This is a genomic window from Arthrobacter monumenti (assembly GCF_054511255.1).
Genome location: NZ_JBTNCY010000017.1, coordinates 1 through 17,004 on the forward strand (window position 1 = coordinate 1; position 17,004 = coordinate 17,004).

16 protein-coding genes are annotated in these 17,004 nt (G+C 62.0%); 11 read left to right on the top strand and 5 right to left on the bottom strand.

Annotated features, from left to right (window positions below; all coding sequences use genetic code 11):
- Positions 1-260: 260 nt before the first annotated feature.
- From ACX80B_RS17900 to ACX80B_RS17915, 4 genes are all read right to left on the bottom strand, one after another.
- Positions 261-926, bottom strand: a complete 666-nt coding sequence (locus tag ACX80B_RS17900; RefSeq protein ID WP_459298688.1) for a hypothetical protein — start codon at positions 924-926, stop codon at positions 261-263.
- A gap of 3 nt (positions 927-929) precedes the next feature.
- Positions 930-1,346 carry a DUF4383 domain-containing protein gene (locus tag ACX80B_RS17905; RefSeq protein ID WP_459298690.1) on the bottom strand — a complete coding sequence of 139 codons (417 nt, stop codon included), beginning with the start codon at positions 1,344-1,346 and terminating at the stop codon, positions 930-932.
- 176 nt (positions 1,347-1,522) lie between these two features.
- Positions 1,523-2,608 carry an alanine dehydrogenase gene (ald, locus tag ACX80B_RS17910; protein ID WP_459298692.1) on the bottom strand — a complete coding sequence of 362 codons (1,086 nt, stop codon included), beginning with the start codon at positions 2,606-2,608 and terminating at the stop codon, positions 1,523-1,525.
- Positions 2,609-2,857: 249 nt separating this feature from the next.
- Entirely contained in the window at positions 2,858-3,334 is a 477-nt protein-coding gene (locus ACX80B_RS17915) for an Lrp/AsnC family transcriptional regulator (RefSeq protein ID WP_459298693.1), read from the bottom strand.
- A 195-nt stretch (positions 3,335-3,529) separates the two neighbouring features.
- Here ACX80B_RS17915 and pdhA point away from each other — a divergent pair, with 195 nt between their 5' ends.
- Genes pdhA through ACX80B_RS17930 form a run of 3 tightly spaced genes read left to right on the top strand, consistent with a single transcriptional unit; the run spans position 3,530 to position 7,056 of the window.
- Positions 3,530-4,618, top strand: a complete 1,089-nt coding sequence (gene pdhA, locus ACX80B_RS17920; RefSeq protein WP_459298695.1) for a pyruvate dehydrogenase (acetyl-transferring) E1 component subunit alpha — start codon at positions 3,530-3,532, stop codon at positions 4,616-4,618.
- Entirely contained in the window at positions 4,618-5,628 is a 1,011-nt protein-coding gene (locus ACX80B_RS17925) for an alpha-ketoacid dehydrogenase subunit beta (RefSeq protein WP_459298697.1), read from the top strand. Before pdhA ends, ACX80B_RS17925 begins: the two co-directional genes overlap by 1 nt.
- 3 nt (positions 5,629-5,631) lie before the next feature.
- On the top strand, positions 5,632-7,056 hold the full coding sequence (locus tag ACX80B_RS17930) for a dihydrolipoamide acetyltransferase family protein (RefSeq protein WP_459298699.1): 1,425 nt from the start codon (positions 5,632-5,634) through the stop codon (positions 7,054-7,056).
- A gap of 60 nt (positions 7,057-7,116) precedes the next feature.
- Here the strand turns inward: ACX80B_RS17930 and ACX80B_RS17935 are convergent, their stop codons facing one another.
- On the bottom strand, positions 7,117-7,734 hold the full coding sequence (locus tag ACX80B_RS17935; RefSeq protein ID WP_459298701.1) for an SACE_7040 family transcriptional regulator: 618 nt from the start codon (positions 7,732-7,734) through the stop codon (positions 7,117-7,119).
- Between the two features lie 147 nt (positions 7,735-7,881).
- Here ACX80B_RS17935 and ACX80B_RS17940 point away from each other — a divergent pair, with 147 nt between their 5' ends.
- From ACX80B_RS17940 to dxr, 8 genes are all read left to right on the top strand, one after another.
- On the top strand, positions 7,882-9,489 hold the full coding sequence (locus tag ACX80B_RS17940) for a carboxyl transferase domain-containing protein (protein ID WP_459298703.1): 1,608 nt from the start codon (positions 7,882-7,884) through the stop codon (positions 9,487-9,489).
- 7 nt (positions 9,490-9,496) lie between these two features.
- Positions 9,497-11,671, top strand: coding sequence for an acetyl/propionyl/methylcrotonyl-CoA carboxylase subunit alpha (locus ACX80B_RS17945; RefSeq protein ID WP_459298705.1), 2,175 nt, complete (start codon positions 9,497-9,499; stop codon positions 11,669-11,671).
- A gap of 2 nt (positions 11,672-11,673) precedes the next feature.
- Entirely contained in the window at positions 11,674-12,837 is a 1,164-nt protein-coding gene (locus ACX80B_RS17950; protein WP_459298707.1) for an acyl-CoA dehydrogenase family protein, read from the top strand.
- 44 nt (positions 12,838-12,881) lie between these two features.
- The gene (locus ACX80B_RS17955) at positions 12,882-13,679 is read left to right on the top strand and encodes a CoA transferase subunit A (protein WP_459298709.1); all 798 of its coding nucleotides are present in this window, start codon (positions 12,882-12,884) and stop codon (positions 13,677-13,679) included.
- A complete protein-coding gene (locus ACX80B_RS17960) occupies positions 13,676-14,323 on the top strand; it encodes a CoA transferase subunit B (RefSeq protein ID WP_459298711.1) in 648 nt (215 codons plus the stop codon). The genes ACX80B_RS17955 and ACX80B_RS17960 overlap by 4 nt, the downstream gene beginning before the upstream one ends.
- 68 nt (positions 14,324-14,391) lie before the next feature.
- Complete coding sequence (locus tag ACX80B_RS17965) at positions 14,392-14,865, top strand: MaoC family dehydratase (protein WP_459298763.1); 474 nt, start codon at positions 14,392-14,394, stop codon at positions 14,863-14,865.
- Positions 14,862-15,701 (top strand): HpcH/HpaI aldolase/citrate lyase family protein, encoded by an 840-nt coding sequence (locus ACX80B_RS17970; RefSeq protein ID WP_459298713.1) that lies wholly within the window; start codon positions 14,862-14,864, stop codon positions 15,699-15,701. The genes ACX80B_RS17965 and ACX80B_RS17970 overlap by 4 nt, the downstream gene beginning before the upstream one ends.
- Positions 15,702-15,747: 46 nt before the next feature.
- Positions 15,748-16,995, top strand: a complete 1,248-nt coding sequence (dxr, locus tag ACX80B_RS17975; protein ID WP_459298715.1) for a 1-deoxy-D-xylulose-5-phosphate reductoisomerase — start codon at positions 15,748-15,750, stop codon at positions 16,993-16,995.
- Positions 16,996-17,004 lie beyond the last annotated feature (9 nt).

The window sequence follows — 17,004 nt, forward strand, 5'->3', positions numbered from 1 at the left end:
CGTCACATCACCAGCAGGACGAACCTACACATCCAAACCCGAAGGACCCGTCCTCACCAGCCGCAAAGACGCCCAACGCTACGCCACCGGCAACGGCCACCACTTCGACCCATGGAACCCCAAAAACGCCAACACCGTCCCACCCGGCGACCACGACCAAACACCACCACCATTCTGAAACGGCGGAGGTATTCATAGCCAACGACAAAAAAGCCGCCCTGCCGGATAAGGTATCCAGGCAGGGCGGCCGTCTACAACGGTCAATGGCCAGCGTGCTCCAACTTGTCGAGTTCAGCAGTATCGACAGGAGGACCCTCGGATGGAACTCCGTGGCTGCCGTGCGGAACAGCAAAGTCACCGGCTGTTGTTGCGGCCAATCCTGGGACAGTAATGGCTGAGACCAGCGTCGCGGCCGCGGCCAAGGCTAGTAAGAGCTTGGCCGCTGGAAGTGAGCCGCTGGCGGGCCTAGGGCCAAGCCGCCGCAGATACCCAATCGCGGCCAGCATGATCAGCTGAAGGGCCAGGGCTCCGGCCACGGTGGCGTCGAATTCACTTGATTCTGAAGTCGAGATCCAAACTTCGTGAACCAAAGATCCAAGCAACACCAACGATGTGAAAGATAGCAACGACACCATTGGTTTCACCCAGAGGACTACGCCGCGGCGCATCGTCATAATCGACCATGCGACGAGGCCCAGGGCCCACAAGCCGGCCAGCACGGCGGAGGGGTAAGTCACCAAACTAAACCCGGATGAGGCGTACACCAGGTTGGAACTTATGCCGAATGTCAGCAAAGCGGCACCGAATCCGGCAAATGCGGCCAGCAATCGAGTGGCTTCGCTCATCACAGTTCCCTGAGCAGTACGGGCAGGTTGCTGCACCGGCGAAAACGATGCCGGTGCAGCAACCACTACGCTGTTAGCCATGGCTTAGGCCATATGGTGCTGACGGCGGGTGCGGACCGTCTTGTCCTGGGACAAGCCGACGCCCAGCAGCAGAACGGCACTTGCCAGGTGGAGTACGTTATCGGCTCCGTTCAGGGCGATGATGTTGAGCGCGGAGTCGAGGATGAACAGTCCGACAACACCGACCAGCAGATAAACGGCTCCAACAGTGATGTTGACGCTCTTTGCTGCAGCGACGGATTTCATCCCTGCGATCAGCAAGGCGGCTCCAATGGCCAAGTGGATGACGTTGTGGAGCGGATTAACCTCAAATATGATCAAATTCCGGCCTTCGGTGGCGAAGAAACCGACGCCGGATGTGACGAAGAATCCGAGAATGCCGACCAGCAGGTATACCGCTCCAAAAACTGTGGCCAGTAACCGATTGGGTGAGGTCTTCATTGTTATTACCCTTCCTGACGGGAACTCCTAAGGAATCCCTCTTTCTTGACGGAAACCCGATTGCGGGTTTTCACTAAGAGTTCGTGCCAGGCTGCCGTCCGGATGGGTGCGGCCTGTGTCACCTCAATTGAAAAGTTTGTCGGCGATGCAAATAGGGTCGCCTGCAATAGTGACAGTTATAAACCGTGCGCCCGGCGGACGGGTTCGAAAGTTACCTCTCCGGATCTCGTATTGAGACCCGGTTTTAGTTGGGGCAGGCGCTCAGTTGCCGAGTCGAACCCGTGGGCCGCAATGGCCTTAACGTATGGCAATGTGGCGTTGGTCAAGGCGTACGTGGATGTGTGAGGAACGGCCCCCGGCATATTTGCCACGCAGTAGAAGACAGCGTCATGAACCATGAAGGTTGGATCGGCATGGGTGGTCGGCCGTGAGTCTTCGAAGCATCCGCCCTGATCGACGGAGATATCCACCAATACCGCGCCCGGCCGCATCCGGGATACAAGTTCGTTGGAGACGAGAGTGGGGGCCTTCGAGCCTGCGACCAGTACGGCTCCGATGACGAGATCGGCGTTGGTGACGGCTTTTTCGAGTTCGAGCGTGTTGCTCGCCACCGTGCGAACGCGTCCTGCGTAGAGGGCATCGATTTCCCGCAAGCGGTTGAGGTTCGTGTCGAGTACTGTCACGCTGGCGTGCATTCCCACAGCCGTGGCCACTGCATTGGCTCCTGCAACACCGGCGCCTACGACGACGACGTCGGCGGGGTGGGTACCGGGGACGCCGCCCATCAACACACCTCGTCCGCCGTTGGCTTTGAGCAGGGTCGAGGCTCCTGCCAGTGGTGCTAAGCGGCCGGCAACTTCGCTCATTGGAGCAAGCAATGGCAGGGATCCGTCCGGCAATTGAACCGTCTCATACGCGATGGAGGTGACCTTGCTGGTGCAGAGCTCTTCGGTCAGCGCCCGATCCGCTGCTAGATGCAGGAAGGTGAAAAGTGTCAGGTCGTCGCGGAAATGATGGTATTCCGACTGGACGGGTTCCTTCACCTTCAGGAGCAGTTCAGCCTTGTCCCAGGTGTCATCGGCGGTTTCGACGATTACTGCCCCAGCGCCGGCATAGTCCGCATTCGTGATGGCGGAGCCCAGACCGGCTTCGGTCTCGACGTAAACCTCGTGACCTGCCTGGACCAGATCCTGGACACCCGAGGGTGTGATGGCCACCCGGAATTCGTTGTTCTTGACCTCACGGGGAACACCAATGCGCATCGTCACACACTTTCTAACGACCCGCGGTGCCATTTGTGCGTCGCTCTCACCGGGCGCTTGGCATCATTGCGGGCAAGCTTTAATTCCGATACTTCCGAGCATAACCTGAAGCGGGCATTGTTTTCCGGGATGTGTCTGCGAAAGGCGATTACGACGGCGATGGGGTCAAGTTAAAGGATCATCCATTTGCTAATAGAATTCTTCGGGAAAATCGACTGATAAATGTCACACACGATGAAAAACCGATATTTAAGGTGTCGGCCGGGGCCCTTTTTCGAGCAGCGGCTCCATCCGAAAGGGGATCAGCTCACCCATGGCCAGCGAAGTGTCGGTCCGCTCGACGCCGGTACAACCGAGAATTTTGCCATTGATGCGGAAGAGGTCCTCTGCGTCCACAGAGACTACCCGCACCAGTAGATCAGCCTGGCCGGCGAGACCGAATGCTTCAATTACTTCCGGTATTTCCGATAATTCCTTGGCTAATTGTTGTAATTTTTGCTGCTGTACATGTACCGAAATGAATGCCATAAGTGGGTAGCCCAGAGCGGCTGGATTGATGCGGCGTTCGAACGACAGGAACACTGACTTTCTTTCCAGCTGCGCCATGCGTGCCTGTACAGTGTTTCGGGAGAGTCCGAGCTTTTGGGCCAGCGACACAACGGTGCGGCGCGGGTCCTTGGCGAGGGCAATCAACAGCCGGGTGTCGGTACCATCAATAGCTTGCATATTGCGCAACGGTAGCACGACGGTTCGGGGCAAAACCGGGCACAATGCTCAGTATTTTGTTCCTCTGTTGTACTCATTGAGCTGCGTGAGTATCGTCACAATAGCTTTGGGTAATGGAGCCCTTCAGAGCTGCGGAGGTTTCCCGCAGCTGCAAGACGACGGATTAAGGTTGCGTGCACTGTGTCCAGAAATGACATGAGATCCATTGACGACGGCGGACTCGTCCAACTGCTTTCGCCCGCTGGCGAACGTGTCAAGAATGCGGAATACGATTCCTGGGTCGAGGACGTGGATGACGCTCAACTCAAGTCCTTGTACGAGGACATGGTTGTCGTGCGGCGGATCGACACTGAGGCCACTGCCCTGCAGCGTCAGGGAGAGCTCGGACTGTGGCCGCCGCTGCTGGGCCAGGAGGCTGCCCAGATAGGTTCCGGGCGGACGCTGCGGGAGGACGATTTCGTCTTCGGAAGCTATCGCGAGAATGGCGTGGCGTATTGCCGTGGCGTCGACTACACCGACATCATGCGCGTTTGGCGCGGACATGCCCATTCTGGTTGGAATCCGTATGACATCAATATGGCTCCGTCCCAGGTGATCATCGGCGCCCAGACGCTGCACGCAACCGGTTATGCCCTTGGCTGCCAGCAGGATGGTGTCGACACGGTCGCTATTTCCTACTTCGGTGATGGCGCGACGAGCCAGGGCGATGTCAACGAGGCGATGATCTTCGCAGCGAGCTATCAGGCTCCGGTGGTTTTCTTCTGCCAGAACAACCAGTGGGCGATTTCCGAGCCGGTTGGCCTGCAGGCCCGCACGCCGATCGCCGGCCGTGCTCCGGGTTTCGGCATTCCCAGCATGCGGATCGATGGCAACGATGTGCTGGCAGTGATGGCAGCGACACGGATTGCCCTTGACCGTGCGCGCAGCGGAAACGGTCCAACGTTCATCGAGGCCGTGACTTACCGGATGGGACCGCATACGACATCCGATGATCCCTCGCGCTACGTCGATGTCCTCGAGCGTGAGGATTGGCAGGTCAAGGATCCCATCGCCCGGACGGAGGCGTACCTGAAGAGCAAGGATTTGCTGACCGAAGAGTTTCAGGCGGAAGTGAAGGCAAAGGCCGACGACGTCGCAAAGAAAATCCGGGCGGGCACAGTGAATATGGAAGAGCCCGAAGCGCTGAGCGTGTTCGACAATGTGTACAGCACTTCAAGTTCCTGGCTGGACCGGCAGAGGGACCAGTATTCGCATTATCTACAGTCGTTTGAAGGAGGGCACTGATGTCAACGATGACATTGTCGCGGGCCATTAATAGCGGACTCCGCAAGGCCCTTGAGGACGACCCTAAAGTCGTCCTGATGGGCGAGGATATTGGCAAGCTCGGTGGTGTTTTCCGCGTCACTGATGGTCTGCAGAAGGACTTCGGCGCCCACCGGGTGATGGATACTCCGCTCGCAGAGGCCGGCATTATCGGCACGGCAGTGGGATTGGCCTACCGCGGTTACCGGCCGGTGTGTGAGATCCAGTTCGACGGCTTCATCTACCCGGGTTTCGACCAGATTGTCACCCAGGTCGCCAAACTGCATTACCGCACGGGAGGCGCGGTGAAGATGCCGATCACTATTCGCGTCCCGTTCGGTGGCGGAATCGGTGCAGTCGAGCACCACTCCGAATCGCCCGAGGCCTACTTCACGCACACCTCCGGTCTCCGCGTGGTCAGCTGCTCCAACCCTCAGGATGCGCACACAATGATCCGCCAGGCGATCGCCTCGGATGATCCCGTGTTGTTCTTTGAACCTAAGCGCCGGTATTGGACCAAGGGCGAAGTCAACGAGGAAATCACGGCGGACACTCCTTCCCTGGAGCGCGCCGCCGTCGTCAATTCCGGTAATGATGTGACGCTGGTCAGTTTCGGACCGCTGGTGGCAACCGCCCGCGACGCCGCCATCGCGGCTTCGGATGAAGGCGTGTCGGTCGAAGTGATCGACCTGCGCTCATTGTCGCCGATCGACTTTGCAACCATTGAAGCGTCTGTCCGTAAGACGGGCCGGCTGGTGATCACGCATGAGGCACAGCAGTTCGGTGGACTGGGTGCCGAGATCGCGGCGAGCATTACCCAGCGCTGCTTCTACCATCTGGAGGCCGCACCCGAACGGGTCACCGGGTTCGATACGCCGTATCCGGCCGCGAAGCTGGAGGACCACTTCCTGCCGAATCTGGACCGGATGCTCGACGCCGTCGACCGGGTCATGGGCAAGGACAACTCGTTGAGTAACTGGAAGGGCCAGTAGGCGATGATCAAGGACTTTAAGCTTCCGGACCTCGGCGAGGGTCTGACCGAATCGGAAATAGTTAAATGGCAGATCGCGGTGGGGGACACCGTTGAGCTCAACCAGGTGATAGCCGAGGTTGAGACGGCCAAGGCCGTAGTCGACCTGCCGTCGCCATTCGCGGGCAAGGTAACGGCGTTGCATGAAGATGAAGGTGCCACCGTGCAGGTGGGCGCTCCGATCGTCAGCATCGACGTGACAGAGGAATTGTCCGGCGATGACGCCGCCCAACCAGTCCCTGCAGCCGATGGAGCCGATGCTGGTCAGGAGTCCAAAGCAGCGAACGGAAAGCCGGAACGTCAGTCCGTGTTGGTCGGCTACGGCCCGGCCGCCGAGAATGATGGCCGTCCCAAGCGGCGGGCACGTGGCGCCGCTGCCCGGCCTGCGGCGCAGGCTGCTCCTGCGGAAGAAACTTCGCCAGCCGTGGGGGAGCAGGGCGCACAGGGATCTGGAGCACAGGGATCTGGTGCACAGGCATCAGGCACGACGGCGGCCAAGCCGGCTGAGCGTCCGCGCTCGACACCGCCGGTACGAAAGCTCGCGAAGGACCTGGGCGTCGACCTGACCCAGCTCGAGGGGACGGGCAAGGACGGGCTGATTACCCGCCAGGATGTGCAGGGCTTCGCCGACGGAGGGACTGCAGAACCGGCTCAGGCGGGAGCAGCTCCCGCGGACCGCCGCCAGGCTGAACGCGAAGTGCGGATTCCGATCAAGGGGGTCCGCAAACACACGGCGGCGGCGATGGTGAAGAGTGCTTTCACCGCACCGCATGTGAGCGAGTTCCTGACCGTCGACGTCACTCCGACCATGGAATTGCTGGCCAAACTCAAGGCGAGCCGCGCTTTTGCAGGCTACAAACTCACGCCGTTGACGATTCTGTCCAAGGCGCTGATGGTCGCTCTGGCCCGGAATCCTTCGCTGAACTCCCGTTGGGACGAGGCGAACGGCGAGATCGTGCAGATGAGCTATGTAAATCTTGGCATTGCGGCCGCGACGCCACGGGGTCTAGTGGTGCCGAACATCAAGGACGCCGAGCAGCTCAGCCTGACCGGGCTGTCGACCGCTTTGACCGACCTCACGGAGACGGCGCGGGCCGGCAAGACCAGTCCGGAAAACCTCTCCGGGGGCACTATTTCCATCACGAACATCGGCGTCTTCGGTATCGATGCGGGCACGCCGATCCTGAATCCGGGCGAGGCTGCGATTCTGGCCATGGGTGCGGTTCGGAGGCAGCCGTGGGAGTACCAGGGCGAAGTTGCCCTGCGCGAGGTCATGACGCTGAGCCTCTCGTTCGATCACCGGATGGTGGACGGCGAACAAGGGTCCAGGTTCCTGGCCGACATTGGCGCGATTCTGGCTGAACCCGGAATGATCCTGACAATGATCTAGCACCGGTGCATCGCGGCTACACCGTCACTGCGCGGTGACTATACCCGCGGTGCACCGCTGCTAAACGGTCAAAGCGGCAAGGGTCATTTCCTCGAGGATCCGCCGCAGGACAGCAATGTCCTTGGACGTTCTCCTGCGGTGCGTGGTGTGCGGGGTGGAATTGATCAGCCCGAAGGCGGCGTGCGCGCGAAGCCGCAGCTGCGCCTTGTCCGTCCCCGGGTGCAGCTGCGAGAGCACATTGACCCAGACTTCAACGTATTTGCGCTGCAGCGCCCGCACGTTGTTTCCGTCTTCCTCCGACAGGCTGTCCAGATCCCGGTCGTGGACGCGGATGACGTCCGGGTTTGTGAGCGCGAAGTCGACCTGGAATTCGATCAGGCCTTTCAGGGCAGCACGGGCGTCGGCGGATTCAGCGACCACTGCCTGGCCGCCGTCGTAAAGGTCCCTGCTCACTCCCACCAGCAGTGCGCTCAACACGGCCTGCTTGCCGTTGAAGTGGCGGTAGACGGCCGGGCCGCTCACCCCGGCGGCTGCTCCAAGGTCTTCGATCGAGACTCCGTTGAACCCACGGGCCGCAAAAAGATTCGCTGCTGCAGCAAGCAGGGCAGCCCGGCGCGATGCTTTCGCCCGGCCGCGCAGCGTCGATGCGCCGTCGCCGGCTGCTTGCGCAGCGCTCATGCGGTACCCTTCTGTGAAGCTCGTCACGGCTTGTGTGGACAAGCCGGTTAATAGATACTAACCTAATTTCAGTTAGCGTTGACTAACCGTAGCTGTGGCCCGTTGACTGGGTCCGGTGGCAAAAGCGAGTTCGAGAGAAAGCGGTCGATGGAGACTCTGACCAGCCGGGTGGACACTTCCAGCTCCACTTTTGTGGAGAATCAGAAGGCGCAGATTGCCCTGACCGAGGATCTGCGGAAGCGGCTGGCCGAGGCAGCTGTGGGCGGGCCGGAACGTTCGCGGGAACGCCATGTGGCGCGCGGGAAACTGCTGCCACGCGAGCGGATCGACCAGTTGCTCGACGACGGGAGCCCCTTCCTCGAAATCGGCGCCTTGGCTGCCAATGGGATGTACGACGACGAGTGCCCGGGCGCCGGACTCATCGCCGGCATCGGCCTGGTGCACGGCCGCCACGTGCTGGTGATCTCCAACGACGCCACGGTCAAGGGCGGCACGTATTACCCGATGACCGTGAAGAAGCATCTCCGGGCACAGGAAATTGCCTTCGAGAACAAGCTGCCGTGCGTCTACCTGGTGGATTCGGGCGGGGCATTCCTGCCGAAGCAGGACGAGGTGTTCCCGGACAAGGAGCATTTCGGCCGGATTTTCTACAACCAGGCCAATCTCTCCGCCGCGAAGATTCCGCAGATCGCCTCCGTGATGGGATCGTGCACGGCCGGCGGCGCCTATGTTCCCGCGATGAGCGATGAAACCGTCATCGTCCGCGACCAGGGCACGATCTTCCTGGGCGGACCGCCGCTGGTGAAGGCGGCGATCGGCGAGATCGTCAGCGCTGAAGACCTCGGCGGCGGCGAGGTCCACTCCAGGACCTCCGGCGTGACCGACCATCTGGCCGAAAACGACCAGCACGCCCTGCAGATCGTCCGCGATATAGTTTCGACTCTGCCGAAGCCGCAGCATGCGCCGTGGGACGTCGAGGAAAGCCGAGCGCCGCGGGCCGACGTCGGCGAAATCTACGGCGCCGTGCCCACCGACGTGCAGGGACAGTACGACGTTCATGAAGTCATTGCACGCGTTGTCGACGGCAGCGAATTCCATGAGTTCAAGAAGGAATACGGAACCTCGTTGATCACCGGGTTCGGCAGGATCCACGGGCACCCGGTTGGCATCGTCGCCAACAACGGTGTGCTGTTCAGCGAGTCGGCGCTGAAGGGGGCGCACTTCATCGAGTTGTGCGACCAGCGGGGCATTCCGCTGGTGTTCCTGCAGAACATCTCCGGCTTCATGGTCGGCCGCGACTACGAGGCCGGCGGCATCGCCAAGAACGGCGCCAAGATGGTCACCGCCGTCGCCAGTACGCGGGTTCCGAAGATCACCATCATCATCGGCGGATCCTTCGGTGCTGGGAACTACTCGATGTGTGGCCGCGCGTATTCGCCGCGTTTCCTGTTCACCTGGCCGGCCAGCCGGATCTCGGTGATGGGCGGACCGCAGGCCTCCTCCGTGCTGGCAACAGTCCGGCGCGAGCAACTTGAAGGCCGTGGCGAGGAATGGTCGGCCGAGGATGAGGAATCGTTCAAGAAGCCGATCCGCGACCAGTATGAAGCCCAGGGCAACCCCTACTACTCAACCGCACGACTGTGGGACGACGGTGTGATCGATCCTGCAGACACCCGGACGGTCCTCGGACTCGCCCTGGACGTATGTGCAAACGCTCCGATCGGCGATACCGCCTTCGGCCTCTTCCGGATGTGATGGGACGATGACAGTAATTCAGACGACAAAGGCACCAGGTGCTGCAACTGACAGCTCAACCGAAGCTGCAGGCAGTACGACGGCGGAGCACGCCAAGACCTTCGGAACAGTCCTGGTGGCCAACCGCGGCGAAATAGCCTGCCGCATTATCGGCACCTTGCGGACGATGGGCATCCGCTCCGTCGCCGTCTACAGCGATGCCGATCGGGGCGCCAAGCATGTTGCCCTCGCAGACACCGCCGTCCACATCGGGCCGGCCGCTCCGCAGCAGAGCTATTTGAACATTCCGGCGATCCTCGAAGCCATCAAGGCCACCGGCGCCGACGCCGTCCACCCTGGTTATGGGTTCCTGAGCGAGAATGAGGCCTTCGCGCAAGCACTGCAGGACGCCGGGGTGGCATTCATCGGCCCGAGTGTCCATTCATTGAACGTGATGGGCGACAAGATCCGCTCCAAGAACCACGTCTCGGCCAATTCGGTGCCTGTTGTTCCTGGCATAGCCAAACCCGGGCTCACCAACGAGCAGCTAATGGAGGCCGCCGAGGACGTTGGCTATCCACTGCTGATCAAGCCATCAGCCGGCGGCGGTGGCAAGGGAATGCACGTCGTCGAACGTCCCGAAGATCTGGAAGAAACGCTGGGGACGGCCCGGCGCGTGGCCGCTTCGGCTTTCGGTGACGACACGCTGTTCCTGGAACGGCTGGTGCGCCAGCCGCGGCATATTGAGGTCCAGGTCCTGGCCGACAACCATGGCAATGTGATCCATCTTGGCGAGCGCGAGTGTTCGCTGCAGCGCCGTCACCAGAAGGTCATCGAGGAAGCGCCGTCGCCGCTGCTGGATGCGGCGACCCGCGCGAGGATCGGCGAGGCGGCCTGCAACGCGGCGCGCAGCGTCGATTATTCCGGAGCAGGGACTGTGGAGTTCCTCGTTTCCGATGCTTCACCGGACGAGTTCTTCTTCATGGAGATGAATACCCGCCTGCAGGTGGAGCATCCGGTGACGGAAATGGTCACCGGGCTGGATCTGGTGGAATGGCAGGTCCGGGTTGCCGCCGGCCAGCACCTTGCCGTGCGGCAGGAGGACGTCTTGCTGACGGGTCATTCGATCGAAGCCCGGGTGTATGCCGAAAACCCCGAGCGCGGCTTCCTCCCCACGACCGGCACGATCCTCCAGCTGCAGGAACCGTCCGGCGACGGCGTCCGGGTGGACAGCTCATTGGTTGAGGGGCTCGACGTCGGCGCCGACTACGACCCCATGCTCGCCAAGGTGATCGCCTGGGGGCAGGACAGGCCGCAGGCGCTTGCCCGGCTCGACAATGCACTCGCGGGCAGTGTCGTCCTGGGCCTGCAGACCAACGTCGAGTATCTCCGGCTGTTGATTAACGACGACGACGTGCAGGCCGGGCATCTCGACACCACGATGATCGAACGCAAGATGGAAGGGCTCCAGTTCCGGCATCCGGACGAGCGGATCCTGGCGGCGGCGGCCCTGTTTGTCCATGCGCAGCGGTACGGCGGCGCCCACAAGGGCGAAGCGCACTCACCGTGGGCGCAACCAAGCGGCTGGCGGATCGGACAATGGCGTCCGACCCGTTTCAGCCTCGGCACCTCGGCCACCAGCTTTACCGACGTCCAGGTCAGCGGCCCGCCCACCGCAGCGACCGTCGTCGTAGGCGATGCAGCTCCGGTGCAGGCAGGGTTGCACGTCAATCCGGCAATTCCGGGGGCCATCAGCCTCAGCTACGACGGCCTGACCTCCAGTCTTCGGATAGCCGGGGGGCATGACGGCGGCGACGTCCTCTTTATCGCGGACGCGGGTTTCTCGTGCGAAATCAGGGCCCGCAGCCGTGAGGAGCAGCTGGCGGAAGAGCTCGCGAGGATTGGCCGGACGGAAGGAACAGCGCATCCGGACGTCCGCTCGCCGATGCCCGGAACCGTAATCGCCGTCAACAAAGCCAACGGGGACACCGTGGCCGCCGGTGAGACCATCCTGACCGTCGAGGCGATGAAGATGGAGCACCAGTTGACCGCAATGGTGGCGGGAACTGTCAGCGTCACCGTCAAGGCCGGCGACCTTGTCAAAGCCGACCAGGTGGTCGCCAGCATCGAAGCCGCCGCAAATACTACAGAAACCGCAGACCAGGATGCAGATTCTGCTGCAGCCATCAGTGAAGGAGCATGACCATGCCTGATTTTGAGCTTGGCGAGGACTATCAGGACCTCGTTGACACCGTTGCCGAATTCGCCGACGAGGTCATTGCACCGGTCTCGGCCAAACACGACGAGGAGCACAGCTTCCCGTACGACGTCGTCAGCCAGATGGCGGAGATGGGTCTCTTTGGCCTGCCGTTCCCGGAGGAGTATGGCGGCATGGGGGGCGACTACTTCGCGCTGTGCCTGGCCATCGAGCAGATCGCGCGTGTGGACCAGTCACTGGCCATCACACTGGAAGCAGGTGTCTCGCTCGGAGCGATGCCGGTCTACCGCTTCGGCACCGAAGAGCAGAAGAAGGAATGGCTGCCGCAACTGGCCAGCGGAAAGAACCTGGCAGCCTTCGGCCTGACCGAATCCGAGGCCGGATCGGACGCGTCTGGGACGAAGACGACCGCCAAGCTGGAAAACGGCGAATGGGTCATCAACGGCACCAAGGAGTTCATCACCAACTCGGGAACCGATATCACCAAACTGGTGACGGTGACCGCTGTGACCGGCACGGAAACGCGCGACGACGGTTCCGTCAAGAAGGAAATCTCCACCTTCCTGGTTCCCACCGACACTCCGGGGTTCAAGGCGGAAAAGGCCTACAACAAGGTCGGTTGGAACGCCTCCGACACCCACCCGTTGACGTTGAAGGATGTGCGCGTTCCGGAAGCGAACCTGCTGGGAACCCGTGGCCGCGGCTATGCGAATTTCGTGCAGATCCTGGACGAGGGCCGGATTGCTGTCGCCGCCATGGCAGTTGGCGCCGCGCAGGGTTGTGTCGACGAGTCGCGGAAGTACGCCAAGGAGCGTAAAGCGTTCGGCAAGAGCATCGGTGAGTTCCAGGCGATCTCGTTCAAGATCGCCCGGATGCAGGCCCGCGCCCACACCGCCCGCCTGGCTTACTACGACGCAGCGTCGCGGATGTTGGCCGGCAAGCCGTTCAAGACCCAGGCCTCGATCGCCAAAATGGTGGGCAGCGATGCCGCCATGGACAACTCGCGCGATGCTACTCAGATCTTCGGCGGTTATGGGTTCATCAACGAATTCCGGGTGGCACGCCACTACCGTGACTCCAAGATTCTCGAAGTCGGCGAAGGCACCACCGAAGTACAGTTGATGCTGATCGCCCGGGATATGGGTCTGTAATAATAGCGTCCAAGGGCCGTGGGTCATCTCGACGAGGAGGAACATTGATCGACAAGGTAGCTGCAAGCGCGGCGGAGGCTGTTGCGGACATTCCCGATGGCGCATCACTGGCTGTCGGGGGATTCGGCCTCTGCGGCATCCCGGTCGCGCTGATCGACGCCCTGCATCAGCAGGGAACCGGCGAGCTGGAAACCATCAGCAACAACTGTGGTGTGGATGACTGGGGACTGGGCGTGTTGCTCAAGGACCACCGAATCCGCCGTACGATCAGTTCCTACGTTGGGGAGAACAAGGAATTCGCGCGTCAGTTCCTTTCGGGCGAGCTCGAGGTGGAGCTGACCCCGCAGGGCACCCTGGCCGAGAAGCTTCGCGCGGGCGGTGCCGGTATTCCGGCGTTCTATACTCCGGCCGGTTACGGCACGCAGATCAGCGACGGCGGACTTCCTCAGCGGTACGACGGCGACGGCGGCGTGTCCAAGGGCTCGGAACCTAAGGAAAAGCGCGAGTTCGACGGCCGTCACTACGTGATGGAACATTCAGTCACGCCTGACTTCGCCCTCGTCCATGCAGCCAAGGGGGACCGGCACGGCAACTTGGTGTACCACGCCACGGCGATGAACTTTAACCCGTTGTGTGCGATGGCCGGCAAAATCACGATTGCCGAGGTCGAGGAACTGGTCGAACCGGGTGAGCTCAATCCTGCCGAAATCCATACGCCTGGCATCTTCGTCCAGCGCGTGGTGGTCACTCCGGACGTTGAGAAACGGATCGAGAAGCGGACCGTGTCGCTGAACAAGGAAGAACAAGCCGCCACGAGCGCACAGGCAGGAGCGCAGTCATGAGTCTAACCCGTAACGAGCTGGCAGCCCGCGTTGCCGATGAATTGGAAAACGGCCAGTACGTCAATCTGGGCATCGGCATGCCGACCCTGATTCCGAACTACATTCCTGCCGGTGTGGAGGTGGTTCTACATTCGGAGAATGGGATCCTCGGCGTCGGACCGTACCCCACCGAGGAAGAGCTGGACCCGGACCTGATCAATGCCGGCAAGGAAACCGTCACGCTCAACGCCGGCGCCGCGCTCTTCGATTCGGCAGCTTCGTTTGGGATGATCCGCGGTGGCCATGTCGACGTTGCAGTCCTGGGAGCGATGGAGGTCGCCGCCAATGGTGACCTGGCGAACTGGATGATCCCGGGCAAGATGGTCAAGGGCATGGGCGGAGCGATGGACCTGGTCCACGGTGCCGAACGCGTGATCATCATGATGGAGCATGTCGACCGCAATGGTGGACCGAAGATCCTTGAGGAATGCTCGTTGCCGCTGACCGGCAAGGGCTGCGTCAACCGGATCATCACCGATCTGGCGGTCATCGACGTCACCGACGACGGCTTGGTACTGCGCGAAACGGCCCCGGGGGTCAGCGTGGACGACGTGGTCGCCAAGACGGGTGCAAAGCTGAACACTAACGACGTAACGGTCAAGTGACAGCGGGGGAGACCGCACCGGCAGGCGGGACCGCACCGGCCGGCGGGAACGAACCGGCCCGGCGGAAGATCACCCAGCGGGGTCTGTACTTCGACGAGTTTGAACTTGACGTTGTCTATGAGCACCGGCCGGGCCGCACTGTCACCGAGACCGACAATGTGCTGTTTACGACGGCGACCATGAACACCCAGTCGCTGCACCTCGATGCTGCGTGGGCGGAACAGCAGCCGTTCGGTCAAAGGCTGATGAACTCCATGTTCACCCTCGCCACTTTGGTGGGCTCCGGCGTCGCGCAGCTGACGCAGGGCACCATCGTGGCGAACCTGGGGTTCAAGGACGTGAAATTTCCACATCCGCTGTACCACGGCGACACGATGTACTCCGAAACCGTCATCACCGACAAGCGGCTGTCTTCGTCCCGGCCGGGACAGGGCATTGTCACGATGGAACACACCGCGAAGAACCAGGATGGCACCGTCGTCGCCGTCGCGACCCGCTCGGTGCTGATGTGGACCAAGGACGCCCACGAGGAGGCACAATGACTTTCACGATGGGTCCGTCCCTGCTGTTCTGTCCGGCCGACCGTCCGGAGCGCTACGCCAAGGCGGCTGAACGCGCGGACGCGGTCATTATCGACCTGGAGGACGCCGTAGCGCCGGCGGACAAGGCCGGTGCCCGGCGGTCCATGGTCGAGACTCCGCTGGATCCGGAACGTACTGTGGTGAGGATCAATCCGGACAGTACCGACGTTTTCCAGCTGGATTTGAACGCCCTGGCGGACACGGAATATACGACAATCATGCTGGCAAAGGCCGAGACGCCGGAGCAGCTCAAGAGGTTGGCCCGCTTCAAAGTCATCGCGCTGTGCGAGACAGCCGCCGGCGTCGTCAATGCCTCCGCCATCGCCGCCGAACCCAATGTGGTGGCCCTAATGTGGGGTGCCGAGGACTTGGTCGCCTCGCTCGGCGGAACATCCAGCCGGAACGACGACGGATCGTACCGTGGCGTGGCGGTGCAGGCCCGGTCTTCGGTCCTGTTGGCGGCCGGAGCCAAGGGCAAAGCCGCGCTGGACGCTGTCTACATCAACATTGGCGACCTTGACGGGCTTGCGGCCGAGGCGAACGACGCCGTGGCGTCCGGATTCACCGCGACCGCCTGCATCCATCCCAGCCAGGTGGCTGTCATCCGTGACGCCTACCTGCCGACCGATGAGCAGATGGCCTACGCGCGGGATGTGCTGGAGGCAGCGAAATCTGAAGGTGGCGTCTTCCAGTTCCGAGGCCGGATGATCGATGGTCCCATCCTCCGGCACGCGGAGCAGACACTTCAGCGGCGTGATACCAGAGCGCCCGGTTTCACGGGACCGGCCGGACAGTAGCTGATAGCACACCGTAGTCACTGCGCGGATCAGCCATACTGGAAGTATGCTTTTCCGCGATGAAACAGAGCCGGCCGTAACCCGGAAAGTCGTCGTGCTTGGTTCGACCGGTTCGATCGGTACCCAGGCCATCGAGGTGATCGAGGCTGCGCCGGAGAAGTTCAGCGTTGTCGGCCTCGCCGCCGGCGGCAGCAACCTGCAACTGGTGGCCGAGCAGGCTGTCCGTACTGGAGCCGAGGTTGTCGGAATTGCCTCCGGAAGTGTCGAGGACCTCCGGGAGGCCATCGAATCGGCCGCCGGAGCCGCTGGCGTAACCGGCTACGACCCGCAACTCAGCGTCGGCCCGGACGCAGCGGCGGAGCTGGCCGCGTGGCCGACCGCCGACGTCGTGCTTAATGGGATCACCGGATCGATAGGGCTGGCGCCGACGCTGGCCGCCTTAAAGGCAGGGCACACGCTGGCGCTGGCGAACAAGGAATCGCTGATCGTCGGCGGCGAGCTGGTCCTGTCGCAGGCGAAACCGGGCCAGATTGTTCCGGTGGACTCGGAGCATTCGGCGCTGGCGCAGTGCCTCCGCTCGGGTTCGCCCGGTGAGGTGGACCGGCTGGTGGTGACGGCGTCGGGCGGGCCATTCCGGGGTAAGAGCCGCGCGGAACTAGCGGACGTCACCCCGGAGCAGGCCCTGGCCCATCCGACGTGGAGCATGGGGCCGATGGTCACCACGAACTCGGCCACGCTCGTGAACAAGGGGCTTGAAGTTATTGAGGCGCACCTGCTGTTCGGCATTCCGCTGGACCGGATCGACGCCGTCGTGCATCCGCAGTCGGTGATCCACTCGATGGTCCAGTTCATCGACGGCTCCACCATCGCACAGTGCTCGCCCCCGGATATGCGGCTGCCCATCGCGCTCGGGCTGGCGTGGCCGGAACGGGTGGCAGGAGCGGCCCTGCCGTGCGATTGGACCCAGGCCACGAGCTGGACGTTCGAGCCGCTGGACAACGAAGCGTTCCCCGCCGTCGAGCTGGCCAAGGAGGCTGCCCGCCGGGGCACCACATATCCTGCGGTGTACAACGCCGCGAATGAAGAGGCCGTCGCCGCATTTCATGCCGGCGGGATAGGATTCCTCGATATTGTGGATACCATTGCAGCCGTGCTCGACGAACATTCGCCCGCTCCGGAGATGACGTTGGACCTGGTGCTGGAGGCCGAGCAGTGGGCACGAAACCGCACCCGTGAACGTTTAGCCAGAGGAAAATCCGCTGCTGCGGCAACGCATGCCACCGAAAGCCAGTAAGGAAAGAAT